The organism is Micromonospora noduli, assembly GCF_003264365.1.
GTDB lineage: Bacteria > Actinomycetota > Actinomycetes > Mycobacteriales > Micromonosporaceae > Micromonospora > Micromonospora noduli.
The window spans coordinates 46,583-69,605 of sequence record NZ_PYAK01000011.1; the positions used below are offsets into that span (position 1 = coordinate 46,583).

A 23,023-nucleotide genomic window follows, 5' to 3' on the forward strand; every position below is an offset into this window, starting at 1 on the left:
GGGTCGTCGCGCTGTCTAGGGTCGCACCATGAGCGAGCGGAGCGGTCGGGACACCCGGGCCGGCGTGGCGGGGACCCCGCGCGTCGGCGGGCGGGACAGGGAGGCGTGATGAGCGATCGTTTCGTGGTCGTGGGTGCCGGCACGATGGGGCTCGGCATCGCGTACGTGGCGGCCGGCGCCGGGCACGCCGTCGAGTTGGTCGAGGTGGACCCCGAGCGGGGTGCGGCCGCGCTGAACCGGCTCGCCGAGCTGTGGGAGCGGGCGGTGCAGCGCGGGAAGCTGAGCGCTGACGAGGCCGCCACCAACCGGCAGCGGGTGACGCTGCGTCCGACCCTCACCGCTGTCGCTCCCGCCCCCCAGGTGATCGTGGAGGCGGTGCCGGAGCGCCTGGACCTGAAGCGGGCGGTGCTGCGGGACGCCGCCGCGCTGCGCCCGGAGCTGCTGGGCAGCAACACCTCCAGCATCGCCATCGGTGATCTGGCCGCCGAACTGGACGCGCCCGAGCACTTCCTCGGCCTGCACTTCTTCAACCCGGTCTGGGCGATGACGCTGCTGGAGATCGTGGTCGGCCCGGCCACCGCCGAGGAGACCACCGCCGCGGCCGTCGCGCTCGCCGGCCGGCTCGGCAAGGACCCCGTCGTCGTACGCGACATGCCCGGCTTCGCCACCTCCCGGCTCGGGGTCACCCTCGGGCTGGAGGCGATCCGGATGGTCGCCGACGAGGTGGCCAGCCCGGCGGACATCGACAAGGCCATGGTGCTCGGCTACCGGCATCCGATCGGCCCGTTGGAGCTCACCGACCTGGTCGGCCTCGACGTGCGGCTGGACATCGCCCGCACCCTCCAGGCCGCGTACGGGGACCGCTTCGCGCCGCCGCCGCTGCTGGTCGAGATGGTGGCCGCAGGGCGGCTGGGTAAGAAGTCCGGTCAGGGCTTCTACCGCTGGGAAGGCGGTGTCAAGCAGTGAGCGGGCTGCGGATCGAGGAACGGCCGGACCGGCTGGTGGTCACCCTGGACCGGCCGGAGAAGCGCAACGCCATCGACGCCGACCTGATCGCCGAGCTGCACCAGGTCTGCGCCGAGTTGGAGGCGCGGCCGCGGCTGCTGCTGCTCACCGGCGGCGCGTCGGGCATCTTCGCCGGTGGTGCCGACATCGGCCAGCTCCGCGAACGGGGTCGCACGGACGCCCTCGCCGCGATCAACTCGGCCGCCTTCGCCCGCATCCGGGCGCTGCCGATGCCGACCGTGGCGGCCGTCGACGGCCCGGCGTTGGGCGGTGGCGCGGAGCTGGCGTACGCCTGCGATCTGCGGGTGTGCACGGCGCGGGCGGTCTTCGGCCAGCCGGAGGTGCGGTTGGGCATCCTGGCCGGCGCCGGCGCGACCCACCGGCTGCCCGCGTTGATCGGCGAGGGCCGGGCCAAGGAGCTGCTCTTCACCGGCCGGCGGGTGGACGCCGCGGAGGCACTGCGGATCGGCCTGGTGAACCGGGTGGTGGACGAGCCCGGCGAGCTGCTGACGGTGACGCACGCGTTGCTGGACGAGATCGCCCTGGGCTCACCGTTGGCGGTGCGGCTGACCAAGCTGGCGGTGGACGCGCCCGCCGCCGCGCACCCGCATCTCGACCTGGTCAGCCAGGCGGTGCTCTTCGAGGACGACGAGAAGCACCGCCGGATGACCGAGTTCCTGGAGCGTCGCCGGCCGCGCTGATCCCGCGTACCAGAAACGGCCGCACCGGCGGGAAGCCGGTGCGGCCGTCGCGGGTTTCGGGTCCTGGCTACTGCCGGATCTGCACCCCGGCGTCGGCCAGGCCGCGGATCACCTGGGCGGACTCACCGAAACCGATGATCAGTACGGCGTCCGCGCCGAATTCCTTGATCTCCTTCGCGCCACCGCTGAAGTCGACCGGAGCGGCCTTCGCGTCGGCCGGCGGCTCGTACGTCAACAGCTTGAGCCGGTCGTTGGCGATACCGGCCTTCTCCAGCTCGTCGCGGACGGTGCCCTGGAGGCCCTCACCGTAGGAGTCCTTGCGGGCGACGATGACGATCTTCTGTGACCCGTCGCGAAGGATCACGTCGGCCAGCGCCCGGCCCTGGAGGCTGTCCGGCGGGGCGGTACGGAAGTAGAGGCCCTGGTCGTCGACGTCGGTCAGGCTGCTGTCGGTGTTGGACGGGGAGAAGAGGATCTTCCCGGCCTGCACCACGTCCGGCAGCACCGCCCGGGAGATGCCGGAACCGCCGGCACCGATGATCACGCTGACGCCGTCCGTCACGTGCTTGGCCACCATCGCCTTGGCCACCGCCGGGTTGGTGCCGTCGTCGCCGTCGAGCCACGTCACCGGCTTGCCCAGTGCGCCGCCAGCGGCGTTGATCTCCTTGATCGCCAGCGCGGCGCCGGCGGCCATCGGCGGGTAGGCGATCGACAGGTCACCGGTCTTCGGCAGCAGGCCGCCCAGGATCAGCGGCTCCTGGTCGGCGGCGCCACCCGGGCGCTGCTTCTTCGGCTTCGGCGGCGTCTTGGTGCTCGCCGCCGACTCGATGCCCGCGCCGACGAACTCGGTCTTGCCGTCGTTGATCTGCTGCCCGTCGAAGGTCAGCGTGGCGTAGCTCGCGGTGGCCGGCTCACCCTTGTCGGTGAAGCCCGCCCGGGTCAGCGACACGCCGCGGTACTCGATGTCCTGCCCGTTGCGGGCCAGCGCGAGACAGCTTGCCGGGTCTTCGCAGCGCTGCCCGTCGTTGGTCACGGCGACGATCTGCTTGGTGATGGCTGCCGGGTCGGTGCTCCCGGCCAACTGGGCGGCGAGCACGGCGATCACCACCGCGTCGTACGTCTCGGCGGAGTACACGTAGTCCGTCAGCGCCGGATTGACGGCCCGTAACCGGCCCTTGAAGTCGTCTGGGAGCGGTACGAGGGGCGTGGTGCCCTTCATCCCGTCCACGAGACTCGCCCGTTCCTTCAACTCGGCAGGATAGGAGTTGAGCATGTTGCCGTCCGTGCCGTAGAGGCGCACCTGTTGGGCGCTGGCCTCTTCGGGCTTGTCTTCCCCGCAAGCGCTTGTGGCGAGCAGGATCGTCGCGCAGGCAGCCAATGTGGCTACCCGCGAGCGGCGTGATACGAACATGGTCGTCCTTCCTCCGGCGAAGGTCCGCTGCGCACATTAGCGTGCCGAGGCCGGCGGCGGGACCGTGGAGGTGGCGTAATGCGCAGGTAGCTCGCGTTGAACACGGACAGTGACGGTTGCGGGAGGCGCTTGACCACCCGTCCTACTGTGCGCTGCGTGACCGACCTACCACAGCAGACGTTCGATGACGCGGCCGCCGTGCTCCGTTCGGCGCTGACCGGCGATGGAGACGCGGTGGTGGGAGCGTTCGACGCGGTCGTCGACCGGGCCGGCCTGGACGGCGCGTACGGCGTCGCCTGGTGCCTGGCCGCGACCATGCTCGGTGACGCGCCGGCGGCCAGCGGGGCGGCGCTCGACTTTCCGGGAATCGATCAGGCCGGGTACGACACCCGCTGGGTGGCCCGCTTCGTCAGTGCGTACGCGAATCGGGACGAGCCGACCGGGGAGGCGCTGTTCGGCGCGGCGGCCGCCGACGGGCTGCTCCCCGACTGCCTGCTCACACTCGCCGGCTCGACGATCGCCACCCTGCGCAGCCGCGCCGGGTGACGCGCAGCCGGGTCGCGGCGTCCGTCGGGGGGCGGACGCCGCGACCGTGCGGGCCGGTCAGAACGCGTGGTACGCGATCAGCGGTTCGTACTCGTACCGCAGGTTCTCGAAGCGGACCCGGAAGTTGACGCCGTCCCGGACATTGGTCGCCACCGTGATCCAGCCCGAGTTGGCCGGCAGGTAGGTCCAGTAGTTGCAGGCGCTCGTCTTGTCGACGAAGATCACGCACGCCTCGGTGGCGTACACGCTCGCGTTACGCACGTTGATGTCGCGACAGCGCGTCGTGGTGCGGTACTGGCCGGCCGAGCCGCCGTAGCGGCCGGTCTCGAAGTACGACCGGACCGCCCCGCCGTAACAGGTGGCGAGCGGAGCGAACGCGTTCGGCCCGGAGCTGACCGGCGTGGTCGGTGTTGTCGGCTCCGCCTGCGCGGGCGTGCCGACAGAGAGCAGTGCGACGGCCGTGGCGACGGCGAGCAGACGAGCGGTCGGGGATGGCATCCGTTCGTTCCTCCAAACAGTTGGCTGACCGTCCGTATCGGACTGATCATCTGGCCGTGACGATGATACGTATCGATTGATTGCGGCGCGGCCCCGATGATGTCCGGCCCGTGTGGTAGCTCTGTAGGCATGTCCGAGGCCATGCTCAGCAAGGTGCGCAAGCTGCTGGCCCAGGCCGAGGACCCGGCCTGCACACCGGCCGAGTCGGCCGCGTTCACCGCCAAGGCGACCGAGCTGATCGCCCGCTACGGCGTCGACCGGGCGCTGCTCGCCGCCCAGAACCCGACCACCGACCCGGTCGGCGATCGAGTGCTGGACGTCGTCGCCCCGTACGCCCGGGACAAGGTCGGCCTGCTCGCCGCAGTGGCGGAGCCGCTGCGCTGCCGATGCGTACGCCGTCGGCAGGGCAACGGCTTCGCCCTGCACCTCTTCGGCTTCGCCAGCGACCTGGAACGGGTGGACCTGCTCTTCACCTCACTGCTCGTGCAGGCGGCGCACGGCCTGGCCGCCACCGAGGTGCCCGCGGACGACCACCCCGCCGCCTTCCGCCGCTCCTGGCTGGCCGGCTTCGCGGAGGTGGTCGGAGGTCGACTCTGGGCGGCGGAGTCGGCGGCGGCCAGCGAGTCGGGCACACCGTCGATGGCGCTGGTGCTGGCCGACCGGTCCGACCGGGTGCAGCGCCGGCTCACCGAGGAGTACCCACGGCTGCGCACCGCACCGCCACGTCGGTTGGGCGGCACCGGCTTCGGTTCAGGGGCGGAGGCCGGTCAACGCGCGAACCTTGGTGGTCGGGACCTCGGCGGCGGCGCCGCTGCCGGTCGGCGGCTCGGTCGGTGACCCGGTGGGTCGTCAGGCCGTCGCGCTGGGGCGGTGGCGTGACACCGTGGCGACGTAGCGGGTGAGCAGCTCGTGCCAACCGGCCGTGAGCGCCTTGCGGTAACCCTCGGCAGCCTCGCCGTGCCGGTCGAAGTGCCGGTGCTCCAGCTCGACCCGGGTGCGATCCGGCCCCTCGGCTTGGAACAGCACCTCGACCTCGCTCGCGCGGGCCGGGTCCGGCACCGGCGCCCGGTCGGGGCCGATCTGCCAGACGAAGACCAGCCGGCGAGGCGGATCCCAGGTGAGCACCCGGCCCCAGTCGGCGCGGAAACCGTACGGGCCGATCTCGTAGAGCATGCCGCCGGCCCGAGGCTCCATGCCCAGCTCGGCCAGCGCGTCCGGGCCGGACCAGGTGTATTCGGTGACCCACCAGTCGGTCAGCTCGTCGGTGAAGACCGTGAACGCGTGCTCGGCGGAGCCCGGGACGAGAAGGCTGCACCGGAGAGAGAACTGGCCGGCGTCCTGCCGGATGTCGGCCGGATCAGTCAATTCCTGTCCCATAGGCCCGGACCATACCGGCTGATGCCTCGGTGTGCAGCTTCACGCGATGCCCGGTTCCAGACAGAGGGTCGTCGAGTCGTCACGGACGGGATGGCCCGCCGGAAAGCGGGTAACCGCGCCCAACGGCCCGGACGACCGGGCTGGTGCGCAGGTGGGGCGGGAGAACATGAGCGACAGCGGGCAGCAGCGGGAGCCGGACCGGAACGTCGACAGCGAGGACCCGGACGTCCTGCTCGACATTCCGAAGGTCTCCGTCGACTCCATCCGACTGGCGGTCGACGGTCTGGAGGCCGACCTGTCGCTGCGGGCCCGGGTGGCCAACCTGCTCCAGGTCGACGCCGGCGTACGCGTCCACCTCAACGGCGGCGAGTTGAACATCGACGGGGTGAACGCCGAGGCGCAGCTGCGGGTGCGGTTGGAGCAGCTGACCAGAATCCTGGGCCGCGCGCTCGACACGCTCGACCACAACCCACACATCATCGAGGCGCTCGCGCGCACGGCCGGCACCGCCGTCGACGACGTGAACCGCAGCGCCCAGCAGTTGGCTGCGGGCGCAGTGGATATCAAGGCGTCGAGTCGACGCTCGAACGACGTACGCGACGAGCCGGGCCAGCAGGTCGGCGCGGCCAGCCCGGTGGCCGACCGCGACCGACTGGGTTCCGGCCGGCCGGGTCCGGGTCGGCCATCGGGTTCTGGCCGGCCGGGTCCCGATCAGCTCGGCCCCGGTCGTCTGGGTTCTGATCGGCCGGAGGCGGGTCGGCCGGAGGCGGGTGGGTCCGGGGCGGGGCCGGGCGGCTCGGGACCGGGTGCCGGCGGCCCAGGGCCGCGAGCCGGCGGCCCAGGGCCGGCCGACCAGGCGCATGCGCAGGGCCAGCAGCCGGAGGGCCAGCATGCGCAGGGCCAACAGCCGGAAGGTCGGCGTCCTGAGGGGCCGCATGGGCAGGGCCAGCAGCCGCAGGGCCAGCAGCCGCAGGGCCGGCGTCCTGAGGGTTCGCATGCGGAGGGCCAGCATCCTCAGGGACGGCAGCCAAATGGACGGCAGCCGGGAGGCCGTGAGCCGGAGGGCGGCGCGCCAGGTGGCAACCGTCCGGAAAGCATGCAGTCCGAGGGGTCGCGTCACGCCGGTGGAGAGCGGCCCGAAGGCGCGGGTGACGGGAAGCGCCCTGCAGGGGCGGGCCGGGACCAGCAGCGCCCCGAGGGATCGGCGGGGCCGGCGGCCGGGGAGACCGGCGACAAGCCCGGCCAGTCGGCTGCGTCCGGTCCGAGCCCGTCCGGGGATGGCGGTGGTGGTCTGCCGGGCGCTGCGCAGGCCGCGGCGCAGAGCGCAGCCCAGTTCGCCGAGCAGGCGGGGGAGACGCTGCGAGAGGCCGGACGCAGCGTGTGGGAGGCGATCCAGGGCAGCGTGGCCCAGCATCGCCCGCAGGGTCGCCGCGACCACTGACGCCGTCGCCGCGACCACTGACGCCGTCGCCGGGACCACTGACGCCGCGCGGTGGTCACGTTCGGCGCACGGTCGTGCGGTGACGTCCGCCGTCCGGTCGTGCGGTGACATCCGCCGCAAGGTGCGTCAGGTCCGGCGCACGGTGCCGTCCGTCGCGCATGACGTCCGCCGCGCTGCTCCGATGCGAACGCGACCCCGGGCATGATCGACTCGGTTTCCTTGAATACGCGGTGTTGCGCCTGCTGGGACACCGCGACTTCAAGAAAGTCGTGTTGATCACGCAGGCTGGCCGGGTCGATCACGCAGGCCGGCCGGGGTTGGTCACGCAGGCCGGCCGGGTCGATCTACGCGGGCTGGCCGGGCCTGGTCATCCAGGCCGACGGGAGGTGCCGGCGATAGCCCAGTGCAGGAGTGGCCCACGCGGATACAGGAGCAGCCCACGCGGAGAGTGGTGGGTGCGGCCGTCACTGAAAGCGACCCGCAAAAGCAAGATCCCCACCTGCGTTTCCGCTGGCGGGGACCTCTGTAGCCCGGCGAAAGGCTATGTGGCCAGGGGCGGGGTCGAACCGCCGACCTTCCGATTTTCAGTCGGACGCTCGTACCAACTGAGCTACCTGGCCGTGTCGCTCGGCTCATGTTACCCGGCAACCGGACGAACCGGCGGCAAGGCGACCTGCTCCGATACGCAGAACGCCGCGCGGGGCGCGGCGTCAGCGCTGCGGTCCTGACGGGACTTGAACCCGCGACCTCCGCCTTGACAGGGCGGCGAGCACTCCAACTGCTCCACAGGACCTAGCTTGTGTTGCTCCGGCTTTCGCCGGTCTTGCCTTGCTCCGGCTTTCGCCGGTCGTGCCCCCAACGGGATTCGAACCCGTGCTACCGCCTTGAAAGGGCGGCGTCCTGGGCCGCTAGACGATGAGGGCGGCCCCGCCATCATTGCACATTCGCAACTTCAAGCGGACTTGCTCCCATCCGGCCCCGCCGGAGGCTTGGAAAGCATACGTGATGGTCCGTCGGTCGACAAAATCGGTGTCGGCAAGGGCTTGGGACGGGCTATAACCGCAGGTCAGAGCGGTTCTAGCGGAGTCGGGTGATGCCGAAGCGCTTCTTCAGGTCGGCGATCAACTTCGGGCACGCGGCGAGTGTCGCGGCCCGATTACCGCCTCCGTCGTGCAGAAGAACGATCCCACCGGGTCGGGTGGCGGCGTGGACCCGCTTGCCGATCGTGGCCGCTGTCGGCTTGTCCCAGTCCTGCGGGTCGACGGACCAGTGCAGCGGACGCATGCCGAGGTCCTTGGCCACCCCGAGCACCTCCGACGTCCACCGGCCGCCCGGCTGCCGGTAGAACGACACCTTCGCCCCGGGAACGGCCTTCTGGATGGCCTTGTTGGTGCGGTCCAGGTCGGCCCGGATCTCGGCGACAGGTCGACGGGCAAGGTCGAGGTCGTGACGCCAGCTGTGGTTACAGAGCTGGTGTCCCTCCCGGACGATCCGCCGGACCAACTCCGGGTGACGCTGCACCTCGCGACCGACGACGCAGAAGGTCGCCGTCACCTTGGCGGCCTTCAGCTGGTCGAGCACCTTGGGTGTCCAGGCCGGGCTGGGCCCGTCGTCGAACGTCAGGGCCACCGGGCGTACGCCGGTGTTGCGTCCCAGACCGGAGGGGAGCTTGGCCGGCAGTGGCCGCAGTGGCGGCTTGGCAGGCTTGGTGACGCTGGGGTGGGGTGTCGGGGTGGGCGGCGTGGTCGATTCCACCGGCCGTGGAGCGCCGGCGGGTGCGATGGTGCGCTCCGGCTGCGCACAGCCGGAAAGGACCAGCGCCACGGCGAGGACGGACGCCAGGATGGCGCGGGCTTGCATCTGCTCGCTCCCGGAGGGTCGGGGTAGGCGGACCCGCCCGACGGTAGTTCACGCCGCGATCCGGCGACAGTGCGATCAATCACGCCTCGACTGGTCCAGGGAGTCGCGGACGGCGGCGGAGAGCGAGACCGCCTCGGCCAGGTCGACCGGCCGCACCACCCCGGCGGGCAGCGTGTCGGCTCGCCAGCCGGGGCCGGCGGCCAGCACCAGCAATGGGCGTCGGGGCGCGGCGAGCAACGCGCTGAGTTGGGTCGGGTCGGCGGTGGCCCGGGTGTGCGACCAGAGCACCACGGCGGCCGGTCCGGTCCGGTTGACCGCCTCGACGAGAGCGGCCACCGGCACCCTGGCGCCGAGCATCCGGTAGCTGACACCGGCCTCCGCGAGAGCTGCCGCCAACGCCTCCAGCGGCAGGGTGTGCTGTTCCTCGTCGGCGCAGGAGAGCAGGATCCGGGCCGGCCCGGTGGGAACGTTGGCCCGGCTGGCCGCCGCGAGCGCCTCCGAGACGCAGCGGGACATCAGGTGTTCCACCTCGATCAGGCCGGCGGTGGCGGCGTGCCGTTCGCCGATGCCGGCCAGCACCGGGCGCAGCAGGCCCTCCCAGGTGGCGACGACCCCGCTGGCGGCCAGGGCGTGCGCGATCGTCTCGCTGATCGCCGCCGCGTCCAGTCGCATGGCGGCCCGGGCCAAGCCACGGGCCGCCGGGCCGGCACGGCCGACCGGGATGGAGCCCCCGCCGTCACGGCCGGTCGCGTGGATCCGGGCGGGGGCGACGGTGCCGCTGCCGTTGGGCATCGGCTCCGGTGCCTGGCGGGCCCAGCGGGCCGCCTCGGCGGGGCTCACCCCCTCGGCGGTGAGCCGTCGCATGATCTCGAGACGGGCCAGATCGCTGGCTGTGTACCGGCGGTGGTGACCGGGGATGTGTTCGCTGGGCCCGAGCCCGTAGCGCTGGTGCCAGGTGCGGAGGGTCGTCACCGCGACCCCCAACCGACGTGCGACAGCGCCCGCGCTCAGCGCCTCATCGACCACCCGACCGCTCCGCCGTGTCATCCGCCGGCGATCCGGGCGGCGTCATGGCCGGGCCGGTTGCGCCCGACCGGGACTCCGCGGGGCGTAGCAGCCGGTTCACCACCCCGCCCAGCCAGGGCGCGTACGACCGGGGGTCGAGCTTCAACTCGGTCTCCAGCGCGGCGGGGTCGGCCCATCGCAGCTCGGCGACCTCGTCCGGGTCGGGCAGTAGCGGAGCGCCGGGCAGGAACTCGCCTCGCAGTACGTGGTCGTACTCGAACTCGACCCGACCGGTCGCCGGGTCCTCTGCGTAGTAGACGTAGATGCCGACCTCGGTCAGCTCGACCGGGCCCGCGCCCAACTCCTCGCTCAGCCGTCGGTTGGCCGCCTCGGCGAGCGACTCGCCGGGCTGGGGGTGGCCGCAGCAGGAGTTGGCCCAGCGCAGCGGGAACCGGGTCTTGACGCCGGCTCGGCGCTGGAGCAGCACCTGGCCGTCCGGGTCCACCAGCAACACCGAGAAGGCCCGGTGCAGCTGCCCGGGTGGTTGGTGCGCGGCCGCGACGGTCGTCTCGCCGTGGGCCGTGCCGGTCTCGTCGACGAGCTCGACGAGGTGCTTCTCACGACTGCTCATCGGCCTTCCCCGGTGATCCGGCCGGCGGCGAGCTTGCCGGAGATGAGCACCATCGGTACGCCGACGCCGGGTTGGGTCCCGGAGCCGACGAAGACCACGTTCGGCAGGTCGCGGTGCAGGTTGGACGGACGGAACGGCCCGGTCTGGAAGAGGGTGTGCGCGGCGGCGAACGGGGTGCCGGCGGCCATCCCCTGCTCCTCCCACTCGGCGGGGGTGATCGCCCGGAGCACCTCGACCCCGGCGCCGAAGCCGACGTAGCCGCGCTCCTCCAGGGTGCCGATCAGCTGGTCGGTGTAGCGCTGGGTCAGGTCGCCGCGCCACTCGAACGGCGCCCGGTGCAGGTTGGGCACCGGGGCGAGCACGTAGTAGGTGTGTCGGTCCGGCGGGGCCACCGCCGGGTCGGTCCGACTCGGGTTGGTCACCAGCAGCGACGGATCGGTCATCAGCTCACCCCGTCGGATGACCTCATCGAAGGTGCCCTTCCACGCGCGTCCGAAATGGATGTTGTGATGGGCGATCTTCGCATAGGCCTGCCGGGAGCCGACGTGCAGAACGACGCAGGACGGTGAGTAGGTGAGCCGACGCTGCGGCGCGGCGGGGAGCAGGTCCCGGTAGGCGACCGGCAGGTCGGGGTTGAGCACCACCACGTCCGCCGGCACCAGGTCGCCGTCGGCGGTGAGTACGCCGGTGGCGCGGCCGTTCACCGTCTCCACCCGGGTCACAGTGGTGTCGTACCGGATCTGCACGCCGTGCTTCTCGGCCGCGCCGGCCATCGCCCTGGAGACCGCGTGGATGCCGCCGCGTGGGAAGTAGACCCCGGCCACCGAGTCGAGGTACGCGATGACCGCGTAGATGGCCAGCGCGTCGTGCGGCGCGAGGCCGGCGTACATCGCCTGGAAGGAGAAGATCCGCTGGGTACGCGGGTCCCGGAAGAACTGGTTGATCTTCGTCTGGAGGCGCCGGAATGCCCCGCCGCTGAGCAGCTTGAGCAGGTTGCCGGTGATCAGGTCGGTCGGCGCGTCCAGGTTGCGCTCGATGAAGTCGGTGCGCTCCAACCGCCACAGCTCTCGCGCGTACTCGACGAACCGCAGGTAGCCGTCGGCCTCCCGGGGCCCGCAGACCCGGGAGATCTCGGCCGCCATCCGGGTGGTGTCGGTGAGCACGTCGAGGGTCGAGCCGTCCGGGTAGTACGCCCGGTAGGCGGGGTCGAGCGGGGTCAGGTCCAGCCAGTCGTGCAGCTCCTCGCCGACCGCGCCGAGCGCCTCGGCGATCAGGTCGGGCATGGTGAGCACTGTCGGGCCGGTGTCGAACTCGTAGCCGTCCACGCCGAGGCGCCCGGCCCGCCCGCCGGGCACCGGCTCGCGCTCCAGCACTGTCACCTGTCGCCCGCTGCCGGCCAGGTGCAGCGCGCAGGCGAGCCCGCCCAGCCCGGCCCCGACGACCACCACCCGGTCCGTCCGTCCTGTCACCGTCCGCACGTGACCACCTCCTTGCTCAAGTCGCTCATCAGGCCCGCCGGTTGGCAGCGGCGGTGGCCAGACCGGTCAACGCGGTCCGCGCCGTCTGGTCCACGGGTGCGGCGTCGAGCGCGGCCAGCGCGTCGCTGACCCGCTCGGCGATCATCTGCTCCACCCGGGTCACCGCGCCGGTCTCGGCGACCAGCCCGGCGAGCGTGTCGACCGATCCGTCGGCGGCCCGCTCCAACGCCGTGAGCTGGGCCGGCGTGGCCAGCTCACGGGCCAGCATGAGCAGCGTGGTCGGCTTGCCGGTGCGGAGGTCGTCCCCGGCCGGCTTGCCGGTGGCCGCCGGGTCGCCATAGACGCCGAGCAGGTCGTCGCGGAGCTGGAACGCTTCGCCGACGGCCAGGCCATAGCGGGTGTACGCGGAGACCAGCGGGTCGTCGGCGGGCACCCCGGCCAGGCAGGCGCCGAAGAGCAGCGGTCGCTGGACGGTGTAGCTGGCGGTCTTGTAGCGGGCCACCCGTAGTGCCCGGTCGACCGACCAGCTCGCCGGGTCGTTCTCGCCGAGCACGTCCAGATACTGCCCGGCGACCGTCTCGACCCGCATCTGGTCGTAGCAGCGGCGCACCTCGAAGAGGCGCGTCGCCGGCACCGAGGCGTGGGCCAGCAACTGGTCGGCCCAGACCATGCAGAGGTCGCCGATGAGCACGGCGACGGCCTCACCGAACCGGCCGGGATCACCTCGGTGGCCGGCGGCGACGTGCTGTTCGGCGAGCGCGACGTGCGCGGTGGGCCGGCCGCGGCGGGTGGTGGACGCGTCCATCACGTCGTCGTGCACCAGCGCGAAGGTGTGCAGCAGCTCCAGCGCGGCCAGCGCGGGCAGCACGGGTGGCAGCGCCGCGGTGCCTCCGACGGCCCCGCGCCACCCCCAGTAGGCGAACGTGGACCGGATCCGCTTGCCGCCGGTCAGGACGGCTTCCCGTGCGGTGGCGGCGAAGCTGCCCATCGACGTATCGATGTCGTTGAGGGTGTCGACCTCGGCGGTGAGGAAGGTGTCCAGGGTCTCGTCGACCGCCGTGACCAGATCGTGGGTATAAGCGGCCAGAACGGCGCGGACCGGATCGTCCCCGTCCCCCGGCCCTGTCGGCGCCACGCGGGTCACGTTGCCCGCAACTGCGTCGTTGGCCATGCGGCTGAGCGTACCCTAGGCTACGGGTTGCGTCGATTGGTGCGTCGATAAATGGAGGAGGGCCGGTGGAAACTGATCTCACCGCTGCCTATGACCGGTGCCGTGAGCTGCACAAACGCCACGGCCGCACCTACTATCTCGCCACCCGTCTGCTCCCCGCTTGGAAACGACGACATGTACACGCCCTCTACGGGTTCACGCGGTACGCGGACGAGATCGTCGACAGCACCGAGGATCTGCCGCCGGCCGAGCGGGCCGGTCTGCTGGACCGCTGGGCCAGCCAGTTCGTGGCCGGTCTGCACGGCGCGCCGGTCGACGACCCGCTGTTGCCGGCCGTGCTGCACACCATCGCCGTCTTCGATCTCGACCGGGACGACTTTGCGTCGTTTCTGAAGAGCATGGCGATGGACCTGACCGTCACCGCGTACCCGACCTACGACCACCTGCTCGACTACATGGAGGGCTCGGCGGCGGTCATCGGCACCATGATGCTGCCCATTCTGGGCAGCTCGGACCCGGTGGCGGCCCGGGAGCCGGCCCGGCAACTCGGCTTCGCCTTCCAGCTCACGAACTTCATCCGGGACGTCGCCGAGGACCTCGACCGGGGCCGCACCTACCTGCCGGACGAGGACATGGCGAAGTTCGGGGTCACCCGCGAGGAGTTGGCCGAGGCCCGCGCCCGGGGCCGCGTCACCCCCCGGATCCGCGAGCTGATCGAGTACGAGGTGACCCGCGCCCAGGCCCACTACGCCGCTGCCGCACCGGGCATCACCATGCTGGCACCCGCCTCGCAGGCCTGCATGCGCACCGCGTACGCGCTCTACGGCGGCATCCTCGACGAGGTGGCCGCGCAGGACTACGACGTCTTCGTCCGGCGGGCCCTGGTGCCGCAGCGGAGACGGATGGCGGTGGCCGCGCGGGCCCTGCTCACCTCGACCGGTACGCCGGTCGTCATCCCCGGGCCGACGATCCAGCCGGAGAGCCGGTGACCGCGAGCACGGCGATCGTGCTCCTCACCCGCGACCTGCGGGTGCACGACCACCCGGCGCTGGCCACCACCTGTGCGGCCTTCGACCAGGTGGTGCCGCTGTACGTGCTCGACCCGGCGCTGGCCGACCTCTCCGCCAACCGCACCCGCTTCCTGCACCAGGCCCTCGCCGACCTGCGCCACCAACTCCGTGAGCGTGGTGGCGACCTGGTGGTCCGGCACGGCGACCCGGTGGCCGAGACGATCCGGCTGGCCGACGAGGTCGGGGCCACCGCCGTCGCGCTCTCTGCCGACGTCAGCCACTACGCCGTCCGCCGGGAGCGGCGACTGCGCGCCGAGTGCGAGCGGCATCGGCTGCGCCTGCGACTGTTTCCCGGGTTGACAGTGGTCGAGCCGGGCGCGTTGCGGTCCGGTGGCAGCGGCGATCACTACCGGGTGTTCAGTCCGTACCACCGGGCCTGGGCGGCCAACCGGTGGCGCGAGGAGTTGGCCGCGCCGCGCCGGATCGCGCTGCCCGATCAGGTACGCGTGGGCCGGCTGCCGGCGCTGCCGGCCGGCGACTCGCCGGACGCGGCCATCGGCGGCGAACGGATCGCCCAGGCGCGGCTCACCGACTGGCTGCCCGACCTGACCCGGTACGGCGATCAGCACGACGACATGGCCGGCGACGACACCTCCCGGCTCAGCCCGTACCTGCGCTTCGGCTGCGTGTCGCCGCTGGCGGTGGCGAACCGCGCCGGGGACAGGTCCGGCCCGTTCGTCCGGCAGCTCTGCTGGCGGGACTTCTACTACCAGGTCACCGCCGCCTTCCCGGAGATCTCGACCGCGGCGTACCGGCGGGGTGCCACCGAGCAGTGGCGCTACGACGACGACGCGTTGACGGCCTGGACGGAGGGACGCACCGGGATGCCGATCGTCGACGCCGGAATGCGGCAGATGCTGGCGCAGGGGTGGATGCACAACCGGGCCCGGCTGATCACCGCCGGCTACCTGACCAAGCACCTCGGGCAGGACTGGCGGTCCGGGGTGGCGGTGTTCTTCCGCTGGCTGCTCGACGGGGACGTGGCGAACAACTCCGGCAACTGGCAGTGGGTCGCCGGCACCGGCAACGACACGAAGCCCTACCGGGGGTTCAACCCGGTCCGGCAGGCCGAACGGTACGACCCGGACGGCGACTACGTGCGCCGCTGGGTGCCGGAGTTGGCGACAGTGCAGGGCAGGGCCGTCCACCAACCGTGGAAACTGCCCGAGGCCCTGCGCCAGACGCTCGACTACCCACCGCCCCTCTCGGTACCGGGCACCGACCCCGTCTGGCTGCGCTGATCAGAGCACCGAGTGCAACGCCTCGACCAGCTCGTCCACCCGGTCGTGCTCGGCGAGGTGCGCCGTGGCGTACGCCAAGGTGTAGCCCCGCTCGGGGTCGGCCCACGCGCTGCTGCCGCCGATGCCACCCATGCCCCAACTGCCGTCCGGCTCCCACTGCATGCCCAGGGTCCAGTGGGCGTCGCGGTCCAGCACCAGGTCGGGCCCGTCGTACTGGACCCCTGTCGCCTCCGCCACCAGCTCCGGGCTGAACAGCCGAACCCCGTCCAGGACACCACCGGCAAGCAGGCCGGCGTAGAGCCGGGCCAGGCTGGACGCGGTGGCGTGCAGGTTGACAGCAGGCACCTCCGCGCCCCGCCACAGCGGGCTGTTCAGCACGGCCAGGTCCAGCCCACCGGTTGGGTTGCCCATCGCCCGCGCCCGCATCGAGCCGGGCTCACCGAGCGCCCGGGCCGGCCATCCCGGGTCGCCGTACCGAAGGTCCGCGCAGCGCAACTGGTCCGCCTCGGTCAACCCGAAGCCGAGGTCGAGCTGCCACCGGTCGGCGATCTCCTCGGCCAGGAAACGGCCCACCGACCGTCCGTCGGCGCGGCGGACCACCTCGCCCACCAGATGCCCGTACGTCCAGGCGTGTTCCCCGGCGACAGTGCCCGGCGACCACTCGGGGTCGGCGGCGGCCAGGTCGCCGGTGAGCAGCGTCCAGTCGGCGACCGCGGCGGCCGGTCGGGGCACCGGAAAGGCCGGCAGCCCGGCGGTGTGCGACAACACCTGACGCACTGTGGCGGGTGTGCGGAATTCCGGCCAGTACCGGTCCACAGGCGCGTCGAGATCGACAGTTTCCCTGTCGACGAGCAGCAACAGGCAGAGCGCGGCCACCGGCTTGCCGACCGAGTAGACGTTCACCAGCGTGTCCGGCAGCCACGGCTCGCCGCCCGGCCCGTGGCCGCTGCGGGAGCCGGCGGTGAGGTCCACGACCTGCTGCCCGTCGTACCAGATGGTCAGGGCTGCGCCGGTTTCCCGGCCGGAGGCGAGCAGGTCGTGGAAGCAGTCCCGGACCGGGGCGAAGCGTGCGTGCATCCGGCCACGGTAAGGCGTCCGGGCCGGTGCGCGTGCCGACTTTTCCGCCGACCCCGGTGGTTGGGGTGGTGTCGCTGGGGGATGCTGTTCGGTGTGGCGGAGCCGGAGCTGGTGGATGTGGTCGTGGTCGGGCTCGGGGTTGGCGGCGAGGAGGTGGCTGAGCGACTTGCCGAGGCCGGCCTGAACGTCGTCGGCGTCGAACGGGATCTCGTCGGCGGGGAGTGCCCGTACTGGGGCTGCATCCCGAGCAAGATGATGATCAGAGCCGCCAACGCTCTCGCCGAGGCTCGCCGGGTGGACGGGCTCGCCGGGACGGCGCAGGTCCAACCGGACTGGGCGCCGGTGGCGAAGCGGATCCGCGAGGAAGCCACCGACACCTGGGACGACACGGTCGCGGCGGAGCGGTTCGTCGGCAAGGGTGGCCGACTCGTGCGGGGCAGCGGCCGGCTCGACGGTCCGCGCCGGGTTCGCGTCGGCGACCAGGTGTTCGAGGCCCGACACGGGGTGGTGCTGGGCACCGGTACCCGACCGTCGGTGCCGCCGATCGACGGCCTGGCCGACACGCCGTACTGGACCAACCACCAGGCGATCGAGGTCGAGGAGCTGCCGGAGTCGCTGCTCGTGCTGGGTGGCGGCGCGATCGGCCTGGAGTTGGCGCAGGTCTTCGTCCGCTTCGGGGTCCGGGTCACAGTGGTCGAGGCGCTCGACCGGGTGCTGGCCATCGAGGAACCCGAGGCGTCCGAGGTCGCCGCGGCGGCGCTGCGCGCCGACGGCGTGGAGATCCACACCGGGGTACGCGCCGAACGGGTCGAGCACGACGGGACCAGGTTCACACTGCGCGGTGGCGGCGGCGCCGAGTTCACCGCCGACCGGCTGCTGGTGGTGACCGGGCGGAAGGCTCACCTCGCCGAGCTGGGCCTGGACACGATCGGTCTGGACGCCAGCCAGCGTTACCTCCCGGTCGACGACCGTCTGCACGTCACCGACCACGTCTGGGCGGTCGGCGACATCACCGGCGAGGGCGCCTTCACGCACATCGCCATGTACCAGGCGGGGATCGTGATCGCCGACATCCTGGCCCGCGCCCGGCAGGCGAAGGCGGGGGCGGACGCCAGCGGCACGTCCAGCGTGGTCGGCGGAGCGATGGGCGCGTCCAGCTCGCTGGCCGCCAGCGGATCGAGCGGATCGGCCGGCACCGTCCCGCGAGCCGACTACCGCGCGCTGCCCCGGGTGACCTTCACCGATCCCGAGATCGGCGCGGTCGGGCTCACCGAGCAGCAGGCCCGCGAACGCGGCATCAACGTGCAGGTGGGTTTCACCAAACTCGCCAGCTCGACCCGCGGCTGGATCCACCGGGTCGGCGACGACGGTTTCATCAAGCTCGTGGCGGACGCCGACCAGGGCGTGCTGATCGGCGCGACCTCGGCCGGCCCGGCCGGCGGTGAGGTGCTGTCCGCGCTGGTGGTGGCGGTGCACGCGGCGGTGCCCCTGAGTCAGCTCCGGCACATGATCTACGCGTATCCGACCTTTCACCGGGCCATCGAGACCGCCCTACGCGACCTGTCCTGACCCAGCCTCGACGCCCCGCACACCGCGCCTCGCGGTGTCCCCCGCGCGCGGTGGCTGGGCACGATCCACTCGCGTTTCAGGAAGTCGCGGTATCCGGGACACCGGGACACCGCGATATCAATGAAACCGAGTCGATCAGGCAGCCCGCCAGCAAGCGGCAGGCATTTTGCTGTTCATTTCTTTCACTCAGGTGACGTACGATTGCGACCGTGACCAAGCGGTTGACGGAAGTTGCCAAGAAGGCGGGCGTCAGCGAGGCCACCGTCAGCCGGGTGCTCAACGGCCGCGACGGGGTCTCCGAGGCGACCCGCACCGCCGTGCTGACGGCACTGGACGTGCTCGGTTACGAGCGGCCGACCAAGCTGCGCGGCGAACGCGCCCGGCTGGTCGGGCTGGTGCTGCCCGAGTTGCAGAACCCGATCTTCCCGGCGCTGGCCGAGGTGGTCACCGGCACTCTCGCCCAGCGCGGCTACACCCCGGCGCTCTGTGCCCGGACCATCGGCGGGGTCTCCGAAATGGACTACGTGGAGATGCTCCTCGACCACCAGGTCTCCGGGGTGATCTTCGCCGGTGGCTCGTACGCGCTCGCCGACGCCAAACACGACCACTACCGTCGGCTGACCGACCGTGGGCTTCCGGTCGTGCTGGTCAACGCCGGTGTGGACGAGTTGGGTTTCCCCCGGGTCTCCACCGACGACGCGGTGGCGGTGGAGCAGGCGTACGGGCACCTGCGCTCGCTCGGGCACGAACGGATAGGCATGGTGCTCGGCCCGGAGGGGCATGTGCCGTCGCGGCGCAAGCTCGACGCGATGGTCCAAGCCGCCGGCTGGGACGAGGGCGACGCCGAGTGCGTCGAGCGTTCCAGCTTCTCGATGGAGGGTGCGCGGGTCGCCGCGACGAAGCTGGTTGAGCGGGGCGTGACCGGCATCATCTGCGCCAGCGACGTGCTCGCGCTGGGCACGATCCGGGCGGCCCGCCGGCTGGGCCGTTCGGTGCCGGCCGACGTGTCGGTGGTGGGTTTCGACGACTCCGCCTTCATGACGTGCACCGATCCGCCCTTGACCACCGTGCGGCAGCCGATCGAGACGATGGGGCAGGCCGCAGTGGATCTGCTGGTCACCCAGATCGAAGGTGCCGGCGTCCTTCAGGACGAGCTGCTGTTCGAGCCGGAGTTGGTGGTGCGGGGTTCCACCGCACCCGCCCCCGGCCGCTAGACACCACACCGAACGACGCTTCGGCCGTCGACCGCCTCTCGCGGTCGGCGGCCGTTTTCGTCGTTGCTCGTCCCGGTCAGCATCGACCGGGCCGAATGACCGGCCATAAGGGATCAATAGCCGGCAAACCGGGCCGCTTTCAGCTCCTTGCCAACATCTGTCGTCATCACGTCGTGTCCTTTCGGAACAGGGTCGATACCTTGCCGAAATGAGTCGGCCTCGCTACAGTGACTCCACTCACACCTGGCTCCGACGCAGCTACTGGGCGTCAGGTCGTATCACCGCAGATCAGCGAAGGTCATTGGAGACACCCGTTCCCGAAGGGATGGACAGATGTCCGTACCGCAATACCGAAAGGCTGCGGCGGTTGCGCTCGTGGCCGGCCTGGGGCTCAGCCTCACGGCATGCTCCACGAAGAGCGACGACAAGGGCTCGAACGCCGGCGGCAAGGTCACCATCACTGTCGACTGCCAGCCGGTCGGCGCCCAGAAAGAGCTGTTGAAGAACTGGAACGACGACGTCGCCGAGTTCCAGAAGCAGAACCCGGACATCACCATCAAGAGCGTCAGCGTCGGCGAGCAGTGCAACAACCCGCCGGACTTCACCGCCCGCCTCGCCGGCGGCACCGTGACCGACGTCTTCTACGGGTACATGACGGATCTCCAGCAGGTGCTCGACTCCGGCCAGGCGATGGACATCAGTGAGCACGTCAACAAGGACACGATCCCCACCTGGGACAGCGTCGACCCGGCGCTCAAGGAGGTCTTCACCGACGGCGGCAAGCTCTACGCCGTTCCGGTGGATAACTACTCCATGGGCCTGCTCTACAACAAGGCCCTGTTCCAGCAGGCCGGGCTGGACGTGAACAACCCGCCGAAGACCTGGGCCGAGGTCCGGGCCGCCGCCAAGAAGATCTCTGCTCTCGGCAACGGCATCGCCGGCTACTCCGAGTACAGCGCCGGCAACACCGGCGGCTGGCACTTCACCTCCCTGCTCTACTCGCAGGGCGGCCGGGTGCTGACCGAGGACGGCAAGAAGGCCGACTTCAACAACGCCATGGGCAAGCAGGTCCTGCAGAACCTCAAGGACATGCGGTACGGCGACAACAGCATGGGCGCCCGTCAGCTGCTCCAGTGGGGCGACCTGCTGACGAACGCCGGCGCGGGCAAGGTCGGCATGTTCATCGGCGCGCCGGACGCCACCCAGGCGATCGTCAGCCAGTTCCAGGGCAAGTTCCAGGACTGGGCGATGGCCCCGCTGCCCGGCCAGGACGGCGCGGCGAAGGGGACGCTCGGTGGCGGCGAGGGCTACTTCTTCAAGAAGGACCTCAGTCCCGAGCAGGTCAAGGCCGGTCTGAAGTGGATCGCGTACCAGAAGCTCACCCCGGGCAAGGGCCAGTTCGACTACGCCCGGGCCAAGCCGCAGAACTACCCGGTGGGTCTGCCCCAGCCGCTGCTCTTCGCCAACGGCAGTGACGCGCAGAAGCAGGAGCTGGAGCTGCGTAAGGCGAACGCGAACGTCGACACGGCGAACTTCGCGCTCTTCGAGGCGACCCCGGTTCCGATCAAGGGTGAGCCGCGTAACGCCCAGGCCGTCTACGCGGTGCTCGACGCCGCGATGTCGGGTGTGCTGACCAACCCGAACTCGAACATCGACGCACTGCTCAAGACCGCCGAGGAGAAGGTCAACCAGCTCCTCGCCGCCGAGAGCTGACCGATCGTGTGGGGGTCGGGACGCCGACCCGACCCCCACGCCACTCGCACCACATCTCGACGTCACCGACTCACCCAGGAGTTGCCTTGGCGATCACCACCGTCCCGGAGACCCCCAGGAAACCGGGCCGCCCGCCGTCGCCGTACTCGGCGAGGCCACAGCGCACCAGCCTCGGCCGCAAGGTACGGGACAACCTCACCGGTCACGCGTTCCTGATCGGGGCGGTGCTCTGCTTCGTCGTCTTCTCCTGGTACCCGATGGTCCGCGGCATCATCATGAGCTTCCAGCGGACCCGGCGTGGCGAGACCACCTGGGTGGGTTGGGACAACTACTCCCGCATCATCGCCGACCCCAGCTTCTGGACGGCCTGGCAGAACACCTTCTACTTCACAGTCCTGGCGCTGGCCCTCGGGTACGTGGTGCCGTTCTTCGTGGCGATCCTGCTCAACGAGTTCCGCCACGCCAAGGGGTACCTGCGGATCCTGGTCTACCTACCGGTGATGCTGCCGCCGGCCTCCGCGCTGTTCCTCTTCAAGTTCTACGCGTACGACCCGAGCGAGGCCGGGCTCTTCAACGCGATCCTCAAGGCACTGCACCTGCCCACCTCGCAGTGGATGCAGTCGCCGGAGATGACGATGCCGGCCATGGTGCTCGCGTCGACTTGGATGAACATGGGCGGCGCAGTGCTGATCTACCTGGCGTCGTTGCAGAACATCCCTGGTGAGCTGTACGAGGCGGCGGAGCTCGACGGCGCCGGGATCTGGCGTCGGATCGTCCACGTGACGATCCCGCAGACCCGGTTGATCCTCGCGCTCCTGGCGATGTTGCAGATCGTCGCCACCATGCAGCTCTTCATCGAGCCCTTGATCCTGGCCAACGGCGCGGGCGCGGAGGACTCCGCGACCTCGGTGGCGTACCTCATCTACCAGCACGGGTTCTTCCAGAACGACCTCAACGGCGCCGCCGCCCTGGGCGTGATCATGCTCGTGGTGCTGGCCGGCTTCTCCGCCGTGTACGTGCGGCTGACTGCGAAACAGGACTAGGACGGCGAGGAATGGCACAGGATTCCGGAACCCGGACCCTCATCTCCCAATCCCAGCTCAGCCGGGGGCGTGGCCGGGTCATCTACTGGACGCTGCTGGTAGTGGTCGTGGCGGGGTTCACGCTCGTCTTCCTCGGACCGCTCTACTGGATGGTCACCGGCGCGCTCAAGTCCGGCCAGGAGATCGCGCAGACCCCACCGTCGCTGTTCCCGAAGGACCCGCAGCCGCAGAACTACATCGACGCGTGGAACAACCTGGCCCTCGCCAAGCTGCTCTTCAACACCTTCTACTACGCCATCGGCGCGGTGCTGTTCCAACTCGTCTTCGACACCGCCGCCGCGTACTCGCTGTCCAAGCTTCGACCGATCTTCGGCAACGTGATCCTCGCCCTGATGCTGGGGACGCTGATGATCCCGGCGATGGTCCTCATCGTCCCGCAGTACGTGACGGTGATCGACCTGCCGATCGTGCACATCAACCTGCTCGACTCACCGTTCGCGATCTGGCTGCCCCTGGTCGCCAACGCGTTCAACATCTTCCTGTTGAAGCGGTTCTTCGACTCGATCCCCGAGGAGCTGATGGCGGCCGCCCTGATGGACGGGGCGACGTCGCTGCGCACGCTCTGGTCAATCATCCTGCCGCTGTCGCGCCCCATCCTCGGCGTCGTCTCGATCTTCGCCGTGACGGCGGTCTGGAAGGACTTCCTCTGGCCGAAGCTGGTCATGCCGTCACCCGAGACCCGGACGGTCAGCGTCGGCATCTACGCCTTCGCCGGTGGCACACCGATGAACGTGGTGATCGCCGCGTCGGTCATCGCCGCGATCCCCACTGTCATCATCTTCCTGATCTTCCAGCGGAACATCATGTCCGGTCTGACCACGGGCAGCATCAAGGGCTAGTGACCACCGGTCCTCCCGCGCGGCGAACAACGACCGTTCGCCCGACACATAACCAGGTCCGGCGAACCCGCCG

Annotated in this window: 21 protein-coding genes and 3 tRNA genes; 12 read left to right on the forward strand and 12 right to left on the reverse strand. The window is 70.9% G+C overall.

Annotated elements, in window-relative coordinates:
• The first annotated feature begins 108 nt into the window (after positions 1–108).
• Both GUI43_RS11470 and GUI43_RS11475 read left to right on the forward strand, forming a co-directional pair.
• On the forward strand, positions 109–966 hold the full coding sequence (locus GUI43_RS11470; protein ID WP_112698770.1) for a 3-hydroxyacyl-CoA dehydrogenase family protein: 858 nt from the start codon (positions 109–111) through the stop codon (positions 964–966).
• Positions 963–1,706, forward strand: coding sequence for an enoyl-CoA hydratase/isomerase family protein (locus GUI43_RS11475; RefSeq protein ID WP_112698771.1), 744 nt, complete (start codon positions 963–965; stop codon positions 1,704–1,706). Before GUI43_RS11470 ends, GUI43_RS11475 begins: the two co-directional genes overlap by 4 nt.
• 67 nt (positions 1,707–1,773) lie before the next feature.
• Here the strand turns inward: GUI43_RS11475 and GUI43_RS11480 are convergent, their stop codons facing one another.
• Complete coding sequence (locus tag GUI43_RS11480) at positions 1,774–3,117, reverse strand: ABC transporter substrate-binding protein (protein WP_112586219.1); 1,344 nt, start codon at positions 3,115–3,117, stop codon at positions 1,774–1,776.
• A 156-nt stretch (positions 3,118–3,273) separates the two neighbouring features.
• On the opposite strand from GUI43_RS11480, the gene GUI43_RS11485 reads away from it, so the two are divergent.
• On the forward strand, positions 3,274–3,663 hold the full coding sequence (locus GUI43_RS11485; RefSeq protein WP_091396011.1) for a hypothetical protein: 390 nt from the start codon (positions 3,274–3,276) through the stop codon (positions 3,661–3,663).
• 57 nt (positions 3,664–3,720) lie between these two features.
• Here the strand turns inward: GUI43_RS11485 and GUI43_RS11490 are convergent, their stop codons facing one another.
• A complete protein-coding gene (locus tag GUI43_RS11490; protein ID WP_112586221.1) occupies positions 3,721–4,161 on the reverse strand; it encodes a hypothetical protein in 441 nt (146 codons plus the stop codon).
• A 129-nt stretch (positions 4,162–4,290) separates the two neighbouring features.
• Between GUI43_RS11490 and GUI43_RS11495 the strand changes: the two genes are divergently transcribed.
• Positions 4,291–4,998: a DUF2786 domain-containing protein gene (locus tag GUI43_RS11495; RefSeq protein WP_112698772.1), complete on the forward strand. Its 708-nt coding sequence runs from the start codon at positions 4,291–4,293 to the stop codon at positions 4,996–4,998.
• A gap of 12 nt (positions 4,999–5,010) precedes the next feature.
• On the opposite strand, the gene GUI43_RS11500 is transcribed toward GUI43_RS11495, so the two are convergent.
• Positions 5,011–5,538, reverse strand: coding sequence for an SRPBCC family protein (locus GUI43_RS11500; RefSeq protein WP_112602154.1), 528 nt, complete (start codon positions 5,536–5,538; stop codon positions 5,011–5,013).
• A 166-nt stretch (positions 5,539–5,704) separates the two neighbouring features.
• Here GUI43_RS11500 and GUI43_RS33470 point away from each other — a divergent pair, with 166 nt between their 5' ends.
• Positions 5,705–6,979, forward strand: coding sequence for a hypothetical protein (locus GUI43_RS33470; protein WP_170158715.1), 1,275 nt, complete (start codon positions 5,705–5,707; stop codon positions 6,977–6,979).
• 546 nt (positions 6,980–7,525) lie between these two features.
• On the opposite strand, the gene GUI43_RS11510 is transcribed toward GUI43_RS33470, so the two are convergent.
• The 8 genes from GUI43_RS11510 to GUI43_RS11545 form a co-directional block, all read right to left on the reverse strand.
• A tRNA-Phe gene (locus GUI43_RS11510) sits at positions 7,526–7,599 on the reverse strand.
• Between the two features lie 99 nt (positions 7,600–7,698).
• Positions 7,699–7,772 (reverse strand) — tRNA-Asp (locus GUI43_RS11515).
• 57 nt (positions 7,773–7,829) lie between these two features.
• A tRNA-Glu gene (locus GUI43_RS11520) sits at positions 7,830–7,902 on the reverse strand.
• Between the two features lie 154 nt (positions 7,903–8,056).
• Positions 8,057–8,839: a polysaccharide deacetylase family protein gene (locus GUI43_RS11525; RefSeq protein WP_112586227.1), complete on the reverse strand. Its 783-nt coding sequence runs from the start codon at positions 8,837–8,839 to the stop codon at positions 8,057–8,059.
• 75 nt (positions 8,840–8,914) lie between these two features.
• Positions 8,915–9,865, reverse strand: coding sequence for a MerR family transcriptional regulator (locus GUI43_RS11530; RefSeq protein WP_112698817.1), 951 nt, complete (start codon positions 9,863–9,865; stop codon positions 8,915–8,917).
• Positions 9,855–10,475, reverse strand: coding sequence for an isopentenyl-diphosphate Delta-isomerase (idi, locus tag GUI43_RS11535; protein WP_112698774.1), 621 nt, complete (start codon positions 10,473–10,475; stop codon positions 9,855–9,857). Before idi ends, GUI43_RS11530 begins: the two co-directional genes overlap by 11 nt.
• The gene (gene crtI / locus GUI43_RS11540) at positions 10,472–11,953 is read right to left on the reverse strand and encodes a phytoene desaturase family protein (protein WP_091395988.1); all 1,482 of its coding nucleotides are present in this window, start codon (positions 11,951–11,953) and stop codon (positions 10,472–10,474) included. The genes idi and crtI overlap by 4 nt, the downstream gene beginning before the upstream one ends.
• Positions 11,954–11,981: 28 nt before the next feature.
• Complete coding sequence (locus GUI43_RS11545; RefSeq protein WP_112698775.1) at positions 11,982–13,124, reverse strand: polyprenyl synthetase family protein; 1,143 nt, start codon at positions 13,122–13,124, stop codon at positions 11,982–11,984.
• Positions 13,125–13,189: 65 nt separating this feature from the next.
• On the opposite strand from GUI43_RS11545, the gene GUI43_RS11550 reads away from it, so the two are divergent.
• Positions 13,190–14,113, forward strand: a complete 924-nt coding sequence (locus tag GUI43_RS11550) for a phytoene/squalene synthase family protein (RefSeq protein WP_112698776.1) — start codon at positions 13,190–13,192, stop codon at positions 14,111–14,113.
• Positions 14,110–15,435: a cryptochrome/photolyase family protein gene (locus tag GUI43_RS11555; protein WP_112698777.1), complete on the forward strand. Its 1,326-nt coding sequence runs from the start codon at positions 14,110–14,112 to the stop codon at positions 15,433–15,435. Before GUI43_RS11550 ends, GUI43_RS11555 begins: the two co-directional genes overlap by 4 nt.
• On the opposite strand, the gene GUI43_RS11560 is transcribed toward GUI43_RS11555, so the two are convergent.
• Complete coding sequence (locus GUI43_RS11560; RefSeq protein WP_112698778.1) at positions 15,436–16,512, reverse strand: serine hydrolase domain-containing protein; 1,077 nt, start codon at positions 16,510–16,512, stop codon at positions 15,436–15,438.
• An 81-nt stretch (positions 16,513–16,593) separates the two neighbouring features.
• Here GUI43_RS11560 and GUI43_RS11565 point away from each other — a divergent pair, with 81 nt between their 5' ends.
• The 5 genes from GUI43_RS11565 (at position 16,594) to GUI43_RS11585 (ending at position 22,950) form a co-directional block, all read left to right on the forward strand.
• A complete protein-coding gene (locus tag GUI43_RS11565; protein ID WP_170158716.1) occupies positions 16,594–18,081 on the forward strand; it encodes a dihydrolipoyl dehydrogenase family protein in 1,488 nt (495 codons plus the stop codon).
• Between the two features lie 209 nt (positions 18,082–18,290).
• Positions 18,291–19,295, forward strand: coding sequence for a LacI family DNA-binding transcriptional regulator (locus GUI43_RS11570; RefSeq protein ID WP_112602161.1), 1,005 nt, complete (start codon positions 18,291–18,293; stop codon positions 19,293–19,295).
• Positions 19,296–19,628: 333 nt separating this feature from the next.
• The gene (locus tag GUI43_RS11575; RefSeq protein ID WP_112698779.1) at positions 19,629–21,008 is read left to right on the forward strand and encodes an ABC transporter substrate-binding protein; all 1,380 of its coding nucleotides are present in this window, start codon (positions 19,629–19,631) and stop codon (positions 21,006–21,008) included.
• Positions 21,009–21,094: 86 nt separating this feature from the next.
• A complete protein-coding gene (locus GUI43_RS11580) occupies positions 21,095–22,051 on the forward strand; it encodes a carbohydrate ABC transporter permease (protein ID WP_112586243.1) in 957 nt (318 codons plus the stop codon).
• A gap of 11 nt (positions 22,052–22,062) precedes the next feature.
• Positions 22,063–22,950, forward strand: coding sequence for a carbohydrate ABC transporter permease (locus GUI43_RS11585; RefSeq protein WP_112586245.1), 888 nt, complete (start codon positions 22,063–22,065; stop codon positions 22,948–22,950).
• Positions 22,951–23,023: the final 73 nt, after the last annotated feature.